18 protein-coding genes are annotated in these 18132 nt (G+C 58.8%); 1 reads left to right on the top strand and 17 read right to left on the bottom strand.

The genetic code is table 11. The annotated features are described in order from the left end of the window. Nucleotides 1–93 precede the first annotated feature (93 nt). From JGR68_RS00195 to JGR68_RS00115, 16 genes are all read right to left on the bottom strand, one after another. Nucleotides 94–549 carry a hypothetical protein gene (locus JGR68_RS00195; protein ID WP_200672706.1) on the bottom strand — a complete coding sequence of 152 codons (456 nt, stop codon included), beginning with the start codon at nt 547–549 and terminating at the stop codon, nt 94–96. Between the two features lie 147 nt (nt 550–696). After that, on the bottom strand, nt 697–942 hold the full coding sequence (locus JGR68_RS00190; RefSeq protein ID WP_199363390.1) for a DUF6429 family protein: 246 nt from the start codon (nt 940–942) through the stop codon (nt 697–699). A 158-nt stretch (nt 943–1100) separates the two neighbouring features. Next, nucleotides 1101–2006, bottom strand: a complete 906-nt coding sequence (locus JGR68_RS00185; protein ID WP_199363389.1) for a hypothetical protein — start codon at nt 2004–2006, stop codon at nt 1101–1103. A 1442-nt stretch (nt 2007–3448) separates the two neighbouring features. Beyond that, nucleotides 3449–4165 carry a surface-adhesin E family protein gene (locus tag JGR68_RS00175; RefSeq protein ID WP_199363387.1) on the bottom strand — a complete coding sequence of 239 codons (717 nt, stop codon included), beginning with the start codon at nt 4163–4165 and terminating at the stop codon, nt 3449–3451. A gap of 143 nt (nt 4166–4308) precedes the next feature. After that, nucleotides 4309–5442, bottom strand: a complete 1134-nt coding sequence (locus JGR68_RS00170; protein ID WP_199363386.1) for an alpha/beta hydrolase — start codon at nt 5440–5442, stop codon at nt 4309–4311. Between the two features lie 943 nt (nt 5443–6385). Next, on the bottom strand, nt 6386–6892 hold the full coding sequence (locus JGR68_RS00165; protein WP_182825506.1) for a DUF2199 domain-containing protein: 507 nt from the start codon (nt 6890–6892) through the stop codon (nt 6386–6388). Nucleotides 6893–8742: 1850 nt separating this feature from the next. Beyond that, nucleotides 8743–9228, bottom strand: coding sequence for a hypothetical protein (locus JGR68_RS00160; protein ID WP_199363385.1), 486 nt, complete (start codon nt 9226–9228; stop codon nt 8743–8745). Between the two features lie 87 nt (nt 9229–9315). Then, nucleotides 9316–9663 (bottom strand): hypothetical protein, encoded by a 348-nt coding sequence (locus JGR68_RS00155; protein WP_199363384.1) that lies wholly within the window; start codon nt 9661–9663, stop codon nt 9316–9318. A gap of 87 nt (nt 9664–9750) precedes the next feature. After that, on the bottom strand, nt 9751–10437 hold the full coding sequence (locus tag JGR68_RS00150) for a hypothetical protein (RefSeq protein WP_199363383.1): 687 nt from the start codon (nt 10435–10437) through the stop codon (nt 9751–9753). Between the two features lie 109 nt (nt 10438–10546). Further along, nucleotides 10547–10915: a hypothetical protein gene (locus JGR68_RS00145; RefSeq protein ID WP_199363382.1), complete on the bottom strand. Its 369-nt coding sequence runs from the start codon at nt 10913–10915 to the stop codon at nt 10547–10549. A gap of 652 nt (nt 10916–11567) precedes the next feature. Continuing rightward, nucleotides 11568–11972 (bottom strand): hypothetical protein, encoded by a 405-nt coding sequence (locus tag JGR68_RS00140; protein ID WP_199363397.1) that lies wholly within the window; start codon nt 11970–11972, stop codon nt 11568–11570. A 62-nt stretch (nt 11973–12034) separates the two neighbouring features. Beyond that, nucleotides 12035–12697 carry a DUF998 domain-containing protein gene (locus JGR68_RS00135; protein WP_200672704.1) on the bottom strand — a complete coding sequence of 221 codons (663 nt, stop codon included), beginning with the start codon at nt 12695–12697 and terminating at the stop codon, nt 12035–12037. Between the two features lie 127 nt (nt 12698–12824). Beyond that, complete coding sequence (locus JGR68_RS00130; RefSeq protein WP_199362637.1) at nt 12825–13142, bottom strand: hypothetical protein; 318 nt, start codon at nt 13140–13142, stop codon at nt 12825–12827. Nucleotides 13143–13254: 112 nt separating this feature from the next. Continuing rightward, nucleotides 13255–13536 carry a hypothetical protein gene (locus JGR68_RS00125; RefSeq protein ID WP_199362636.1) on the bottom strand — a complete coding sequence of 94 codons (282 nt, stop codon included), beginning with the start codon at nt 13534–13536 and terminating at the stop codon, nt 13255–13257. A gap of 109 nt (nt 13537–13645) precedes the next feature. After that, entirely contained in the window at nt 13646–14068 is a 423-nt protein-coding gene (locus tag JGR68_RS00120) for a VOC family protein (RefSeq protein ID WP_199362635.1), read from the bottom strand. A 77-nt stretch (nt 14069–14145) separates the two neighbouring features. Next, nucleotides 14146–14586 carry a hypothetical protein gene (locus tag JGR68_RS00115; RefSeq protein ID WP_199362682.1) on the bottom strand — a complete coding sequence of 147 codons (441 nt, stop codon included), beginning with the start codon at nt 14584–14586 and terminating at the stop codon, nt 14146–14148. Between the two features lie 1987 nt (nt 14587–16573). Here JGR68_RS00115 and JGR68_RS00110 point away from each other — a divergent pair. Then, a complete protein-coding gene (locus JGR68_RS00110) occupies nt 16574–17584 on the top strand; it encodes an integron integrase (protein ID WP_199362634.1) in 1011 nt (336 codons plus the stop codon). Between the two features lie 23 nt (nt 17585–17607). On the opposite strand, the gene JGR68_RS00105 is transcribed toward JGR68_RS00110, so the two are convergent. Then, the gene (locus JGR68_RS00105) at nt 17608–18090 is read right to left on the bottom strand and encodes an Lrp/AsnC family transcriptional regulator (RefSeq protein WP_199362633.1); all 483 of its coding nucleotides are present in this window, start codon (nt 18088–18090) and stop codon (nt 17608–17610) included. Between the last annotated feature and the right edge of the window lie 42 nt (nt 18091–18132).

The raw sequence follows: 18132 nt of genomic DNA, 5'->3' as shown, positions 1-18132 counted from the left end.
GTTAAGCCGAGATGCGTAGTGGAGCGGAGCACATGGCAAGCTGTACCTGCCATGTGCTTTGCGGAACGAAGCGGCTTCGGCTTGAACGCATTGTTAGGCGTCACCTACAACGTCTCCAGCCTCAACAGTGATGAAGCGCTCGTGCAAAAAGTCTAGTCGAGTTGCTAGCTGCGAGGCATGCTCCTTGGTCGGGGGCACATTTACCGGAATGAGATCCTCAACAGACTGACCAAGGCTGGCCGCCTCTACCCACTGCCGCATCTCGGAGACGTAGGCGGCCAGTGCCTCCTGCCAGTTGGCGGCGCTGTCGCAGACCAGATATGCCGGCGGCAAATCACCCACAACAACCCAAAGTTGCTCATCGATCTCCGGGTGATTCGGTTTGATCTGGGCCAGGAAAACACCAAAAATACCTGCGATAGAACAACCAAGGTCAAGAGACGAGACGGAACGACACCACCGCTTTGACAACAGGAAGTCGGTGGCCTCCTTGGCGTACGCTCGCACCTCAGGATCAATGATCTCTGACACCGGCTGTAGTTTGCTCAACGGCTTGCTCCGGTCCCTGGCATGACGCCTAACGCCTAAGTTAAGCCGAGACGCGTAGTGGAGCGAAGCACATGGCAAGCTGTATCTGCCATGTGCTTTGCGGAACGAAGCGGCTTCGGCTTGAACGCATTGTTAGGCACCCAGATGCTAAGCAGAACGATGGTCTTCTGCGGTTCCAAAAAGCCGCTTTGCGAGCTCTAGCCCGCGCTCCACTCCCTCTTCCGTAAGCTGCACCGACTTCTGCTTGCCCACGGGATTGAACAGATATCCGGCGTCATGAAGGCGGTTCATGACATCGAAGTCATACCCCTTCCAGGAACTGTTCGTGTCGAAGAGGTGGGCGGCAAGGAGCGCCAAGACTGCCTCATCAATTCGGGACTGATCGTAAGCCATGTTCCAACACTAAGCCTGCATCAAAGGGCGCGCAACGTCTGCGGCCTAACACCTAAGCTAAGCCGCGCCGCAGCGGGGCGCAAAGCACATGGCAAGCTGTTCCTGCCATGTGCTTTGCGCCCCGATGTGGCGTCGGCTTGAGCGCATTGTTAGGCCGCTTATCGGAAGCTAAAAGTATCCGATACTCTTAAGAGTTTGAGATAAATTGTGGGAAACACATCGGCTGGCGCATTGCAGAAGAACGAGTAGAGCCTGTCTTCTCGAACAGTCTGTATAGTCATGGTTGTTTGACGCTCGCCGTCCATAGATCCGCTGTATACATGCTGTAAGGCGCGTTGCCCGCCTAGCTCTGAGTTTGTGTTCCAGCTACCAATGACGACGTCCTGAAAGTTTAGGCTAAGCATCTCTTTAAGCTGCTCTTTAGACTGGTTATCAATGTAGCCGTCCGCTCCAGCAGCTAGAAAGCTGGCATCTTTGGAAACTATGACTCCGCAGTCTGGTTGTTCTGTGCCGCCGTTGCTGGCAACGTGCCAAGCCATTCTCCCAACCAAGGGTGCTTCACCCCATCCATCCGGAGTAGCAACATAAAAATGTGCTTCAGCTTTCGCAGCGATCTGCCCGCTTTGTGAAGAGTATGACTGTTGGTAGCCGTGGTCGATCGCACCACGCTTCCCGCACTGGGCATCCATCCAATTACGGACGGTTGGCGTCATAGCCCTCAACTTGTCGTCGTCGCATTGTCCCGACGCGACCAGTTCCGCCTGGTTGGCCTCAAAGCGTTTCATGGCCATGTGGTGGTCGATAGCCGCCAACACAAGTACGGCTGCAGCAATCACGCCAGCGGAAGAAATAACCCACTTAGAAAGGCGCTTACCCGCAAGTCTGCCAGCGTAGAGCATAAAGCCAAGCGCAGCAGGTAGACCAACAATCAACAGGCCAAGCACAGGCAGACTGTATATTTCAACATCATTGCGGATTGCAGCGAAGAGCGCCGCGACGATAACGCCAACAATCCATAGCGATAACGCTACCCCGCAGGCTCTACGTCCTACCGTCTGCATCATCCACAAGTCCAAGCTCTTATGGTTCATAGGTAACGGGTTCCGATCCGCCAATATAGATTCTTTGAACTGATGGTGTGCAGAGTTCCACGTAACCGACACTTCGGTTAACAGCCGCGGCCGTCGCGCCTGGAGCTGGATCGTAAAGCGGTTCAGTGCGGCCTAACACCTGAGTTAAGCCGTGCCACGAAGTGGCATCGGCTTGAACGAACTGTTAGGCGCGTGCTGACGAGACCACATGACTTGGCCGCTCCACGCCCGGCAGCAATAGAGAATCAAGATAGTGCGGATCATGCCATGCATCCCATGGCATGAGACCTTGGTATGCAGCCAAGAACTCTTGGACTATCCCCGATCCCGTGACTCTGACACCGACCCAATGCGAGGCCCGATGAATCTCATAAGGACGCTCCTCCGGCTCCAAGAACACCGGACCCTGACTCTTAACGGGCCATGCGCCACTCTTGAGCAAGTCAGGAGTAACCAGCAGAGCAGCGATCGGTTCCATGGCGCCGGTAAGGCCGCTTGGGCTGACAGTGGCTGCAAAGAAGACGCACCCCACTGAGTTGAGCGCATCTGGCTCCAAGCTAAGAACCTGACCAATGCCCATTGAGTTGTTCGGGAGTGGAACCCCAAAGATGTCACCGGGCTTGAACTTCTGAGCCATATGATGAGCGCCTAACGCCTAAGTTAAGCCGCGCCGCAGCGGGGGCGTGAAGCACATGGCACGCTTTACCTGCCATGTGATTTGCGACCCGATGCGGTGTCGGCTTGAACGCATTGTTAGGCCCCACCTCGACGTGCCGGCCGAACAAGGGTTTGGTGGAAGGAGATGAGTGAGATTGCCATTGCTATGTCCAGGAGCCGCTGAAGGAAGCCGCGCCAAGGTGACAAATCAGGCTGAACCATGAGAGCAAATACAAGCGGGAAGGCCAAGCCAGTCAGCAGCATGAAGGTGCGCCGCCATGCGAATGCGTTGAAGCCGTGAGCCAGAGACAACAAAGCGACGCTGACACCCATGCCTAGGTACACCAAGACCCCGAATAGATTGTGCAGCTGCTGGCTCGTTGAGCCCTCGATGGGGCAGCCGGCGTCGCAGGGAGCGAGTACGCCAAGAAGGAATGAAGCAGGAAGCGACCACAAGAGCCAGAAGCCCAAGCGGCTAATCCCCGAAACCTGGGCAAGCGGCCTGGCTGACAATAGAAACGCAGAAAATAGAATGGCGGTCGCAAAGAATCCGCCGAAAGTTAGGGTCCGTGCCCACGCAGTGCCAGTTGCGTTGTACTCGCTCACGAAGTTGGCTAGCTGAGAGTAGCCTGGCTTAATGGCGCTTCCGATGAAGTAAAAGCCAATCACATACAAGATGCACGCGATGAGCAGTAGGCGAGTGATCTGCGCTCTATCCATGAGTTTCGATGATGTCCCCGTGGGGCCTAACGCTTGAATTAAGCCGCGCCGCGAAGCGGCGTCGGCTTGAATGAATTGTTAGGGCGCGCACTCATGATGTTGGCGTCACTGTACTGACGATAACAAACGTACGGAATGCTGGCCTGTACTACTCGACCTGTTGAATCAGTCTCAACAGAGCCGGAGCAACTGTATGTTTTTCCGTCAATTGTCCAATCAAAATCAGCGTAGAACTCCGTCGGCGACTCCTTTGTTACATCTCCAACGGAAGAGACTACCGCCCCACCAATACTTATGTCCTTCTGCAGGGCATTGAGGACGTCTCGTTTGAAATCTGAAACTTGGCTGCCTGTCTGACCCGCACCGTGGCTCTGAGGCTCTGGATAAGAACACGCCGTCTCTATGATGTAGGCGTAGTTGGATTCGCTCGGCATCCTATGCCAGCCATCAGCGCTAAGGTTGGTCTTTGTTCTTAACGCGCCACTGCTACTGAACAGAAGAATTTCATTGAACTTGACGGCCCCAGACTCGCAGTTGAATTCGTTGAATGAAAGCGTGTAGTCGCCTTTGGGGTGTTCTCCATCACGGAGTTGAACGAGCTTTACCCAAGCTTGTCTCTCGGTGTGCTGAGCATTGCTGTACTTGATTGACTCTGCATCAATCAGAACGGCCTTGTCCGTTGTTCTTTCAATCTCAACCCAATCGGCAGATATTGCTGAAATTGGCAAGAGTGCCAGCAACGTGAGTGCCTTCATCCAGTCCCCCTGTTGTTTGGTAGCGCCCTAACGCCTAAGTTAAGCCGAGCTGCGTAGTGGAGCGAAGCACATGGCAAGCTGTACCTGCCATGTGCTTTGTGGAACGAAGCGGTTTCGGCTTGAACGCATTGTTAGCACCCAACCTAGAGACTTTCGGGCCGCGTGCCGCTTTTGACCCAATTGACGAGTGTTCCGAAGGCGGCCTGAATCTGATCCGGAGAGAAGTCGCAGTGCCCTTCCCCGACTGAAGGTAGCGAGACCAACTGTGCCGCAGGATCCGCAGCGAAAGCCAAGGCCGGATAGATCGACTCGAATCGCTCAGGAACCGTGGGGTCGTTGTTGTTCGACTGGATTACCACCGGCTTGTCAAAGCGGCCTGTGAGATCTGCGGCGCCGGCGAGATAGCTCATGGCGCTCCGATCACCAGCATAGCGCCGTGCACTCTTATTGAACGCCACATCGTCCCCGAAGCCCGCATACGAAATGGTCGTGTTGTCGACTGGAAATCCTCCCGAACGGGTTTGGGCTTCACGCAACACCATATAGTTGAGCATGAGTGCACCAGCAAGACCGGTCCTTGGGATCTCCAGGCGGTCGGCCAGAATTTTCGCAGAGGCCTCGTTCTCCGCAAGCGCAACCTCGATTGCTTGCGGGTCCAGCATCGGCGGGGATGCCGGATCAGAAAGTCCTTCCGACGCGAGTCCCATCACTCCCGGAAAGAAATAGTCAAACGACACGAGTGCCGTCAGTATCCCTTCCTCGAAAGCGATAGCAGCCGGAACGTTGACACCGCATAGTGAAAGCGCGCCGTCATAACGGTCTCCGTACTTCTCGAGGCTGGCAAGCGCGACATGACCGCCCAGCGAGAACCCAACGAGGTATGTGCGGTTAGGCTCAGCATGCTTGTCGGTGAAGTAAGACCGCAGCTGTTCATTATCTGGCAGCGCATCCGAGACCGACCAGCCCTGTGACGCATAGGCGCTTTCAGCGACCGCATAGCCCTGAGATAGAAAGATGGGCGACGCTTCGTTCTGAGGCCAAGGATATTCGCGTGGCACTCCTTTTGGCTCATAGCCATGAAGAAGCATTACCAGCTCGCCATTCCAGTTGCTGGGAATCTCGACTCTATAAGGCGCACCCCCTAGCTGGCCGCTATCTACCGCCGCTCCGAGTCCCGCTGGAGTGCTATGAGTCCCCGGCAGGGTGCTGGCGCAGCCGACACTGGCACCGAGAACGATCGCCAACGCAACAGCGCGGACTTGGGTTGTCGAAATCATGCGAACTCTCCATTGGGTGCTAACACCAGAGTTAAGCCGAGACGCGTAGTGGAGCGAAGCACATGGCAAGCTTTACCTGCCATGTGGTTTGCGTAACGAAGCGGCTTCGGCTTGAACGACTTGTTAGGCCGCCGCACGCTAGGCTTGCGCCCGACCTTGCGACAGCCCAACCCCTGAGCCGAACAGTACAACAAGTCTGGCCGAGCGCCCGAGCCTGGCAGTTGTCCGGGCCGAAGCCGAAACCAGTGACTCATGCGGTCAAGAACTTCCATAGCGCCCTGTCCGAAGCCGACTCGGCCGGTCAAATCTTGCGGAGAGTCTGGCCAATCCGAAGCCGAGGTGCTGCAGGACTGGCTGCCGATGCCTGACCGCGCGTGCGAGGTGCAAACGCTGCGGATAAGCGAGGAGCTAAAGATTGCCTTGAGCTCGGCAACAACAGTGCGGGAAACAAGGCCTAACACCAGAGTTAAGCCGAGACGCGTAGTGGAGCGAAACACATGGCAAGCTTTACCTGCCATGTGTTTTGCGTAATGAAGCGGCTTCGGCTTGAACGACTTGTTAGGCCGCCGCACGCCGAGCTTGCGCCCGACCTTGCGACAGCCCAACCCCTGCGCCGAACAGTACAACAAGTCTGGCCGAACGGCCTGAGGCTGGCACTTGCCGGGGCCCAGGCCGGAACCACCGACTCGCGCGGCCAAGAACTCTCATCGCGCCCTGTCCGAAGCCGACTCGGCCGCTCGAATCTTGCGGAAAGTCGCATCTGTCCGAAGCCGACGAGTTGCAGGGCTGATTACCAATGCCTGCGCCGCGCGTGCGAGGTGCAAGTGCTGCGGATAAGCGACGCGCTGCAGAGTGCCTGGAACCCAGCAACAACAGTGCGGGAAACAAGGCCTAACGCCTGAATTAAGCCGCGCCGCGAAGCGGCGTCGGCTTGAATGAATTGTTAGGGCCCGCCCGCGGACCCTGTGGCAACAAGTATCTCGTGATACCGCCGATTGTCTATGCCGTTGGATTGCTCCACAGCCAGAGGATGACCACTGACCGCTGGAACGTGAACAGCGGGCCGGCTTGTGCTGTTTTGGAACTGCACCATTACAGCTAGGCCAAGAGTAGATGGGTAACCTGGCATTGCATTGGCGATAGTGCCCGCGACTGGCGGCTCATTACTCCCGTCCTTGTCATAGAGCTCGACGTACCGGAAGAAGTCTGGCTCTTGCACTCCTACCCAGACACCCCAGCCGTAGTAGTCGGATTGCTCGTTGAAGGGGAGCTTGAGCAGGCAGCGTATGAAGAAGCTACTGCCAAACTGGCAAAGGTCGCTATTGAACTTTGCCTGATTGGCTCGCTCGCTCTCTGGGATGGCCCAAACCACATCCGGAAGCTTCCAGCCATGGTCGGTGGGCAGGCCGTCATGCGTTTCACCACAGGTTGAGCAAACGAAAGACTTCATGCGGGCCCTAACACCAGAGTTAAGCCGCGTCGCAGCGGGGCGTGAAGCACATGGCAAGCTGTACCTGCCATGTGGTTTGCGCACCGATGTGGCGTCGGCTTGAACGAATCGTTAGGCCTCAGCCGACTCACTGACCGAGATGCCGCAGGACGGACAATGGTCAAGCCGGGCCCGAAGTGGACCGACTGGAACAAGCTTGTACAACAATAGCCAGAGCTTGGTGGTGCAGCGTGGACAACGCGCCGTGCGATACAGGTAGACGAACGCACCAAGTATGACGGCGATGGATGCGACGGACACGAGAAGGGCCAACTGATGTCGCAGTGACGATATGGCCACAAGGCCAGCCAGCCAAGCGATAAAGACCACCGCCAAAAATGTGCGCTGCTTTGCTGCTAACAAATCGCGGACGGTCATATGAGGCCTAACACCAGAGTTAAGCCGTGCCGCGAAGCGGCATCGGCTTGAACGACTCGTTAGGCCGCCGTTCCCTGGCACCTGCGCCCGACGTGCGGCAGCCCAACCCCTGAGGTGAACAGTACAACAAGCGCCGTGTCTGGTGCTGCCGAAACGCACCATGCGCGCGGCCAAGAACTCTCACCGCGCACTGCCCGAAGCCGACCCGGCAGGTCGAATCTTGCGAACAGTCGCGCCCGTCCGAAGCCGAGGTGTTTCAGGGCTGACTGCCGATGCCTGCACCGCGCGTGCGAAGTGCAAACGCAGCGGATAAGCGATGCGCTACGGATCGCCTGGAACCCGGCAACAACAGTGCGGGAAACAAGGCCTAACACCAGAGTTAAGCCGAGACGCGCAGTGAAGCGAAGCACATGGCAAGCTGTATCTGCCATGTGGTTTGCGTAACGAAGCGGCTTCGGCTTGAACGACTCGTTAGGCCGCAGCTGCCTGGCACTTGCGCCCGACCCGCCGCGGCCCAACCCCGAACTGAAACATTACAACAACCTGGCGCAACTGGGCGGCACTTTGGGCGGCGAAGCGCGAACTACAGCTCGCGCGCGCGAAGAACCGCACCAAGATCTGTCCAAAGCCGACTCGGCGGGTGGAGTCTTGCGGGAGAGTCGCGCCCGTCCGAAGCCGAGGTGCGGCAGGCGCTGACACCGATGCCGCTCACCGCGCGTGCGAGGCGCCAAAAGTGACAGATGAGCGGCCAATCTGATGCGAGCGAAGTTGCCTATCCGGAAGTGCCGGACACAAGGCCTAACACCGAAGTTAAGCCGAGACGCGTAGTGGAGCAAAGCACATGGCAAGCTGTACCTGCCATGTGCTTTGCGCAACGAAGCGGCTTCGGCTTGAACGCATTGTTAGGCCCCGCAAGCTACGGCTCATCCGCAACCTCTTGGAAGTCGTGCGCTGCCAAGAGCGCCACGCGTCGTTCACCGGCGGCGTTGAGCGTGATGCGCCCAGTGAATCTGCCCCGAGCAGAACGCCAGACCAGATGGGGTGCCAGCAGCCGCAACTGGCCTAAGAACCGCGCGACGCTCTGGTCTGCATCTTCTGCCGGGGGACCAACTCTCACGCCTTTGTTTGGACACGCAGGGTCCCTTAGCGTGATGCCGTGATGGAGATCCGTTGAGGCTATAGCCTGGAACGAAACCAAAACCCCGAGCTGACTTGGCGTCGCGAGCACACCGCAAAGGCTGGCTGTCGGTGCCGATGAGGTGGTCGAGCGAACGTTCTGCACGCCGCAGCCCGACAGAAGTGCCGCCGCTGTAGCCAGCGCAATAGCGTAAAGTCTGACCCGTCCCATGGGAGTGCTGCAGATCCTCATTAGGGGCCTAACACCTGAATTAAGCCGCGCCGCGAAGCGGCGTCGGCTTGAATGAATTGTTAGATTAAATCTCTACCAACCCAAAGTCAGTAATTCTGTATCCAATTCTAACTTCTTGTGATGGGCAACAGCCGGGGTCATTTGGCCCCCAGCGGATTGCGTCAAAGTAGAAGGTGTCATTGGCAAATTGTATTGATTCAAATTTGATGCTACGCCACATTTTTGCACCGACTTTCGAAAATGCGATTAGGCTGTAGCTGGGTGGAGAGCTCTGGTTCTGACTGCGGCTATCATTACTGAGCTCGTATACGGCGATATATTGATCGTAACCATTTCCGCCATATCGTTCTGCGATGGAAATTGGAACGGCGTAAATTTTTCTTTGCTGATAGTTGAACTCAGTAGGAAGCCCCGCGCCACTGGTGGAAAAATTGTCATTTAACTGCGATGCAATGACTTGTGCCTTATTACGTACTAAGGATAGAGAGTTCTGTGCGAGCAATGGCGCTGAAGTCAGAAGCCCTACTAAGAAGATAAGTAAAGTTTTCATGATGCCTCTAATTTAATCTAACGCCTGAATTAAGCCGCGCCGCGAAGCGGCGTCGGCTTGAATGAATTGTTAGGGCGCAAAGCCACGTTATTGAGTTGCTTCCATGAACGGTTCGCCCTTGGCATTGAAGCCATAGCGAAAGGTGGCCGACTGCCCGTTGAGCGGCGCCCGGCGCTCCCATTGGGGCAGCGAATAGATCTTTTTGCAGATGTACGATTCCAGCGCCGGGCGGGCAAGAAGCTCTTTGGCTTCTGCCGGAGCGAGAACAGTTGTGGACTGACCTGGTTGGACACGACCGACTAACGCGCCATCCACATACAGCTCGGTTGCACAAAGCGATCCCATCTTTCCGGTATCGCGGTTCACAACGATCTGAGCTGGCCCGCTCGCGGTGGAAGCGGGTGGTGCTACCTCTTGGGCGGCAGTCGAGTTCATTGCGGAGCATGCAACCACTACAACTAAGATAGATCTAAGCATTTCGGTTCCCCCATTTACTGTTGCATTGAACGTGCGCCCTAACGCCTAAGCTAAGCCGCGCCGTAGCGGAGCGTGAAGCATGTGGCAGGCTTTACCTGCCACATGGTTTGCGCCCCGATGTGGTGTCGGCTTGAGCGCATTGTTAGCGCCCAGCTCACTCTTTGGCACCACCGGGAGCAAGTACACCAGCCACAGCGAGCCAGCTAGCAGCAGGGCGCCTATCAGACGACCGCTACGGAGTGGTCGCCAGCCCGTACTGATCCCTTTGCTGTGAAGAACATCGACATACAGGATCGCAACGAAGCCAAGAACGACTAGCGACAAGAGGAACGCTACGAAGACAAGAATCTGTAAAGGATCCAGGACTCCAGCGCACGCCATCACGACGCCGGCACCAAAAAAGAACCAGAACATTGGTGCTGCAAAGTCCGCGACAAATTCGGCAGGGCGCGTGGAAAAGTAGTGAAAGACTCTTCGACGCCATACCCCCCATTCATCCGTAGGCCTTCCAAGGATGGTCGAGACCAATCCGGTAAAGAACATCGCCGCAATTGCGACTAATGCTAAAGCATTTAGAGCTAGCATCTCCTGCGCTGCCCGATCCGCACTCTTGCTCAGAGGGCCGATGTCAAACGCTATCGCAATAGTGAAAAAGATCCCAAGTAGGCCGAACGACGGACCGACCCCCATGAATCGCTTTGCTGATGCCTTCAAGTGATGCGAATCTTTCATGGGCGCTAACACCTAAGTTAAGCCGCGCCGCAGCGGGGCGTGAAGCACATGGCACGCTTTACCTGCCATGTGGTTTGCGCCCCGATGCGGTGTCGGCTTGAACGCATTGTTAGGCCGCTGGAATGTCAAAGCCGGCCTCCCTGAGGATTCTGATTATCCATGGCCGAGTGTACTTCTCTGCTGGATCCACTTCTTGACTGTCGCCAGCGTGATAGAACTCACCTTCATCGAAGGCGGAGTACACCGACCAGGCGAACGTTGGAACTTCATATCTGGTGAGACCCATAACAAAGTTCATTGCTGAGTCACAGAAGTGGTATTCGAGTGCGCCCGCCGCGTAGCCCATCGCGAGATGAAACGCCAAAGCATCATAGACCTGGCCAGTGGTCAAGAATTCTGCCGAAGCGTACGCCTGTACCTCGTCGACCGTGAGGTCACCGACACTGCTCTTTTCCGCAAGTTGGTGGATTGTTGCCATTGCGGCCTAACACCCAAGTTAAGCCGAGACGCGTAGTGGAGCGAAGCACATGGCAAGCTTCTCCTGCCATGTGTTTTGCGTAACGAAGCGGCTTCGGCTTGAACGCATTGTTAGGCACCACGCCACACGGAGCCTCTACGGCAAGTACGTGCGGATACCTGGTCTTAGGGCACGTACCGCATCGTAGCTACTTGAAAGGATCGTCTCTAGTTCTCGGACGGTTTTCCGGCCTTCCTCTGCTGCGTACAAGGCGGGCCCAATGACCGTGTACTCCTTCAAGAGCGCTTTTCCCGCTTTGACGTGACCGAAGTGCATAAGGCTGCTTCCGATTTCGCCGAGATTGGAGATACGACCGCGTCTGACTTCGGTCCTCTCGCCATCCATGTACTCGACGCTATTCACGCACCTCAGAGCGTCTGCGATTAGACCTTGAAACCGCATGACTCTCGAAATGATAAGTCCAGAGTACAGCCCTGTGACCACCCCCGAGGCTAGGCCGGTGATGAGTCCGATGAGAATGCTTTGCGAGAGCTGCCCCATGTGAGTGCCTAACACTTAAGTTAAGCCGCGCCGCAGCGGGGCGCGAAGCACATGGCAAGCTTTTTCTGCCATGTGGTTTGCGCCCCGATGAGGTGTCGGCTTGAACGCATTGTTAGGCGGCGCCACGACACACCTCTGACGGGCAAACCACCACATGACAATTCTCGTGCGCTTCTAGCATGGGCGTCAGCACCCTATCGCTGGCGGAACAAAGTGCAACGGACATGACGCTTTTTGGGCCCAAGGCGCGGACGAGATCACGCGAGAAGAGTGCCTGGCCCATGAGGTACATGCCGAGCAGACTGTTCTTCGTTTGTACTGAGACGACGTCGCGACCCGCAACGTCGAAGCGCGTGCCCGGCGGCGCGATAGCTGCAGGCTCTCCAAGCACGATAAGTCCGTCTAGCAACCTACGGCCTTGACCCGGCGCCCTCGGCACCACAAGAAACTCTTCGAGCAGTAGCCCACCGATCTGGCTCCAGTACCAGCGGGTCATCGGGGTTTCGAGTCTGCTCATGTGCCGCCTAACGCCTGAGTTAAGCCGAACCGCGTAGTGGAGGCAAAGGCATGGCAAGCTTTTTATGCCATGCCTTTGCTGGAACGAAGTGGTTTCGGCTTGAACGAATTGTTAGGCGGCACCCGCGAGCTATGCGCACGCCATAGCGCAAAGCCAACCAGCGCGACCCAAAGGAAGAAGCAGGCGAACGTTAGGCGCTGACCGATGCTTTGCATGCCGGCAAAACGCAAAAAGCCAGTGGCAATGGAGGCAACGACTAGGGCGAGGGAAGGCATAGCTGCCCAGCGCCAGGCGGAAGTCTTGCGGAAGCTGGCCGGCAGCAAAAAGCCGGCGACAAGGAAAGCGACGTAACAGCCGAAGCTACCCACCGTATGGAGCAGGGTGGTGGTGGACTTAAAGTCCGACATGTTGGCCGGGAAGGCACCGGAAAGCGCCATGAGAAGGCCGGCGGCAACCACGGCCACGGAGCCGATGACAGCGCCGCGACCTTGCGGCGAGAACTCCCGCCTGAGTCCCATGCCGAGAAAGGCGACCACAAGGCCCGGAAGGATGTACCCGAGGATGTTCCAAGCCCAGAGGTTGGGTGCGTCGAGGCTGCCCAGTTCACTGATCGCGCGGTCGGTGTGATCGTAGTCGGGCCGCATGGCAGCCATGACGACGTACACAGCCAAGAACCAAAGGGGCACTGCCATGGCCAGAAAGCCGATCTTCTTTTGAGACATCATTTGCAGTGCGGTCCCTGTGCGGCCTAACACCTAAGTTAAGCCGACCCGCGCAGTGGAGTGGACCAGGTGGCAAGCTCTACCTGCCGCCTGGGCCGCGTAACGAAGCGGGTTCGGCTTGAACGCATTGTTAGGCGGACACCCGCGATGCCCGCCACTCCTCAAAGAACTGCTCATTGTCAGCGATCAGTTCTGATAGGTCTCCCTGCACATCCAGCTGGTAAAGCGCATCGCGTGCGATCCGAATAGCGTTCTCGCCCTCTTGGATCGTGATGGTGCTGCTTTTGAGGGTCAGTCCAAGCGTGTCGATGGCGGACTGGATCGCTCTCTGTCGTTCAACCAATTTCGCGTTCCGCTGCCTAGTAGTGCGGCTAGCTACAGCTCTTCGATAGATCAGGAGAGCCACCAGCACTGCGACAGCAATAGCTACGGGTGCGAGAAAGTCCATATGTCCGCCTAACACCTAAGTTAAGCCGAGCTGCGTAGTGGAGCCAAGCACATGGCAAGCTTTACCTGCCATGTGCTTGGCGGAACGAAGCGGCTTCGGCTTGAACGCATTGTTAGGCCTCACCTGGAAGCTGGACAATTGACTCGACCTTAACCTCGCCATCGAACAGCTCCTTGATATACGCCGAAGTGCAATCAGAGAACTCATCAATAAGCGCGAGCCCATCTGCGTCGACGTCGTTGTCGCCTTGGAGGAGGAGGCGCGCACCATCCCAAGTACAGCTGACATTCTTGTACCACTGCCGATGCTCCGCGAACTCGGCTGTTATGTCCGCCGCAGCTTCCGGGCCAGCTGACTCCGGTACTCCGTAACAGGCTAAGACGATTCTGTACATGAGGCCTAACGCCTAAGTTAAGCCGCGCCGCAGCGGGGCGTGAAGCACATGGCACGCTTTACCTGCCATGTGGTTTGCGCCCCGATGCGGTGTCGGCTTGAACGCATTGTTAGGCGGCCCCGAGACGATACGGGACCGACCCGTTGTACTGCAGCAGATCCCAGAGATTGCCATACAAGTCCTGGAACACCGCCACTGTGCCGTAAGGCTGCTCGGAGGGCGCGCGAACGAAGGTGACCCCGGCCGACCGATACCGCTCGTAGTCACGCCAGAAGTCATCTGTCTGGAGGAACAGGAACACCCGGCCACCGGTCTGGCCCCCAACTGCCGCCAGCTGATCTGCGCCCGAAGCTCGAGCGAGTAGTAGTGACGTGCCCGAGCTTCCGGGCGGAGCGACGACCACCCAGCGCTTGCCCTCTTCCGGCCGCGGCGAGTCCTCAACCAAGCGGAACCCAAGTGTCCCCACGTAGAACTCTATGGCCTCGTCGTAATCACGGACCAGTAGCGAGATGTGGGCAATTGCTTGCTGCACGTTGCGATGCTGCTCCGTGGGCCGCCTAACGCCTGAATTAAGCCGCGCCGCGAAGCGGCGTCGGCTTGAATGAATTGTTAGGCCGCGACCCGAGAGAGCTGGGACCAAGCCTGCCATGTGCCAACAAAGTGCACTACACCGATTGTGAGGCAGATTGTTGAGCTCCACCACCAGAAAGCAGGTCCGTTGCCGCCGGGTGCAAACGAGGCAAATGCGAACCCCACCACGCCACGCAGAAGATAGATGCCGGCAATGACGCACAAGGCCAGGCGCACAAAGGGAAGTCGCGGAATGAGGCCTGCGCCAGAGAAGGCGTACAGCGACCATATGGCGAGCACCAACACAATGCTCGAGGTGATAAAGGTTGGCCGCCAGCTGCCGGCCGCAGCAAGCTGAGCCATCTGTTCGCCAGCGCCGAAGAAGCGATACCACGAAGCGCCAAAAACGATGCAGCCAAGGTGCAGAAGAGCTGCGCCTGCACTTAGAACTGCGCCAGAGATTAGTAGCGGATTACCCATGTCTTCCTTGAGCGGCCTAACGCCTGAATTAAGCCGCGCCGCGAAGCGGTGTCGGCTTGAATGAATTGTTAGGCGGCAAGCGCCTATGCTGTGCCCAAAGAGCCATTGCATTGCCGAGAACGATGAGGCAGAAGGCCAAGCCGACTGGCGCAGAGGCCCAATGAACCTCGCCAGATAGCGTGCGAACAGTGTCACGAACAGTCACCGCAGCAAGAGTGGCCACGGCCAGCGCGAGCGCACCGAACAGGGCCTTGTACCGGGCGCCACGCAAGAAGAAGCGTTGCGGCACTAGGAGCAACATGCACAGTGCCGCGCTAGGTAAGACCGATAGACCGCGCTTGGAGAACGGCGGAGCTTCTACGGGGTTCAACTCACCAGACAGAGTCACTGCCACACTCATGGCTAGAAAGAGTGCCAAGAGAATTCCCAAAGCTCTAGTTGCGTAGATTGCCGAAGTGATCATCTGCCGCCTAACGCCTGAATTAAGCCGCGCCGCGAAGCGGCGTCGGCTTGAATGAATTGTTAGGCAACCGCCTCATGGCAATGTGTCCACTAGATGTTGGCACCACTTGTCAGATCGGGTCGCGTTGTAAGAATGCCGTATCTTGGTGGGCGGATCATCGCTGAATCGGTAAGTAAGCTCCTGCGGCCTACGCTCCAAGTAGATTGAACAGAATCTCTGTCCGACCGGCATAGTCTTGGGATCGCTTGTCTTTGTGACCGTCTCGCACAAGCTGTTGCCTGAAACCTCATAAGTCATTTTCAGGGCGAACTCAGGACCACCAGGCATCCGGCCGCAGGCGTCTGACGTGCCATCACCGTATGTCTCTCCGTAACCGAAGCACGTCTTTCCGCCGTCGTTGGAACTACATGAGACACGAACCAAGTCAGCGGGGGTGAGCTTCTGAGCTCCGGCAGAGCAAGAGATGAGAGCTGCTGCCATAAGCAAGTGACGGAGATGTTTCATAGGTTGCCTAACGCCTGAATTAAGCCGCGCCGCGAAGCGGCGTCGGCTTGAATGAATTGTTGGACGCCAACTCTAGCCGAAGCCGAGCCACCTGCGACCAGCTCGCAGCAACACGAAGCCGGTGCCACAAGCAGGCCCCTCCGCGTGGCGTCGCCCTGACCGAAGCCGGGGAGGGCCGGCCTCGCGGCCACGAACCCACACCGTGAACTCTCCGATGCGACTGCTTGGGCGGAGCGCAGCCCAGCGAGTGAAATCGCACCGCCCGAAGCCGAAGATGCCTGGCTAGACGCCCGCATCGCGAGCGAGATGCCACAGCGAAGCTCTCACACGCGCCCGCGCCGTCTCGATCGTGCGCTCTGATGCTTGGATGAAGCCGCCGGCGAAGACTCATCGCGACCCACAAGCTGAAGCTCTTAGCGGCCAACGCCAGAGTTAAGCCGAGACGCGTAGTGGAGCGAAACGCATGGCAAGCTTTACCTGCCATGCGTTTTGCGTAACGAAGCGGCTTCGGCTTGAACGATTTGTTAGGCCGCCGCACGCCGAGCTTGCGCCCGACCTTGCGACAGCCCAACTCCTGAGCCGAACACTACAACAAGTCTGGCTGAACGGCCTGAGGCTGGCACTTGCTGGGGCCGGAGCCAAAACCAGCGATTCGTGCGGCCAACAACTCTCTCAGCGCCCTGTCCGAAGCCGACTCGGCCGGTCGAATCTTGCGGAGAGTAGGGCCAGTCCGAAGCCGAGGCGCTGCAGGGCTGACTGCCGATGCCTGCACCGCGCGTGCGAGGTGCAAACGCTGCGGATAAGCGAGGCGCTACAGATCGTCTGGAACCCGACACCAACAGTGCGGGAAACAAGGCCTAACACTAAGTAGATCCCAAAAGCGGAATGTAGCAGCCCCACCTCGCCACACCCCACCGCCCAGTCACCAGAAAAATCCCACCCCGAATCAAGCCCTTGGCCCCTGCCGCCGCGTGCCGGCTGCGGTAACGCTTCCGGAAAATACCTCATGGACGAGGCGGTATGTCATACCGGGACAACGATGAGGCGGTAATCGGGATCCAGCAGGGTGCACCTCCGCCCCGTCTCCTCGACCAGGTTCGCATTCGCTGCCGGACCAGGCACTACAGCATCCGGACCGAGCGGGCCTACGTGGGCTGGGCGCGCCGCTTCATCCTGGCGAACAACCGCCGCCACCCGCGCGAGCTCGGGCTGGCCGAGGTCGAGGCCTTCCTGTCGTCGCTCGCGGTGCGTGACGACGTCGCGGCCAGCACGCAGAACCAGGCGCTCTCGGCGCTGCTGTTCCTCTACAGGGAGGTGCTGGGCGTCGAGCTGCCGTGGGTCGGCTCGGTCACGCGGGCCAAGCGCCCCAAGCGCCTGCCGGTGGTGTTGACGCACGCGGAGGTACGGGCGCTGCTCGCGCTGGTCGACGGCCAGGTGGGCCTGATGGCCTCGCTGCTCTACGGCGCGGGCATGCGCCTGCTGGAAGCGGCGCGGCTGCGGGTCAAGGACATGGACTTCGGGCGGCGGGAGATCGTGGTGCGCAACGGCAAGGGCGGCAAGGACCGGCGCGTGCCACTGCCGCGCCGGCTCGAGGCTGGCCTGCTTGCGCAGGTCGAGCGCGTGCGCGTGCTCCACGCGCGCGATCTCGCCGACGGCTTCGGGGAGGTCTGGCTTCCGCACGCGCTGTCGCGGAAATACCCGACCGCCGCCCGCGAATTCGGCTGGCAGTACGTGTTCCCGTCCTCGCGGCTGTCGGAGGACCCGCGCGGTGGGACGCGGCGCCGCCACCATGTCGACGAGGCCGTGCTGCAGCGCGCGGTCAAGGCGGCGCGCGTGCAGGCCGGCATCGACAAGCCGGCGACCTGCCACACGCTGCGCCATTCCTTCGCCACCCATCTGCTGGAGTCGGGCCACGACATCCGCACGGTGCAGGAGCTGCTGGGGCACAAGGACGTGGCCACGACGCAGATCTACACGCACGTGCTCGGCCGCGGCGCGGGCGGCGTGCTCAGCCCGCTCGACCGCGACTGAGCGCCGATCGGGGACGCATCGCCTCAGGCCGGCGGCAGCGGCAGCCCGCGCATCGGCTTCACCGTGCGCAGCACGAAGCTCGAGTTCACGTCGCCCACGCCGGGGCGCGCCAGCACGCGGTCGAGCAGGAACCGGGAGAAGTGTTCGAGGTCGGCGACCATCACCTGCAGCAGGTAGTCCATGTCGCCAGTCAGGGCGTGGCAGGCCACGACCTCGTCCCATTCGTTGACGCCGCGTGCGAAGTCCGCGACCGCGGCGGCGTCGTGGTGGTTGAGGCGGATGCGCACGAAGGCGGTCAGTCCCAGGCCGATGCGCTCGGGGTCGACCTCGGCGCGGTAGCCAGCGATCACGCCGCTGCGCTCGAGCCGCTGCACGCGCCGCAGGCAGGCCGAGGGCGAAAGGTGCACGCGCTCGGCGAGTTCGGCGTTGCTCAGCCGGCCCTGCCGCTGCAGTTCGGCGAGCAGCTGGAGGTCGGTGCGGTCGAGGCTGGTGTCGGGGCGGGGCATGCGGCGCTCCGTTCGGCGTGCGGCGCAAGGATATTGCGCGGA

This window comes from Luteimonas sp. MC1750 (genome assembly GCF_016615955.1).
Lineage (GTDB): Bacteria > Pseudomonadota > Gammaproteobacteria > Xanthomonadales > Xanthomonadaceae > Luteimonas.
This window is presented reverse-complemented; position numbering and strand designations above follow the sequence as displayed.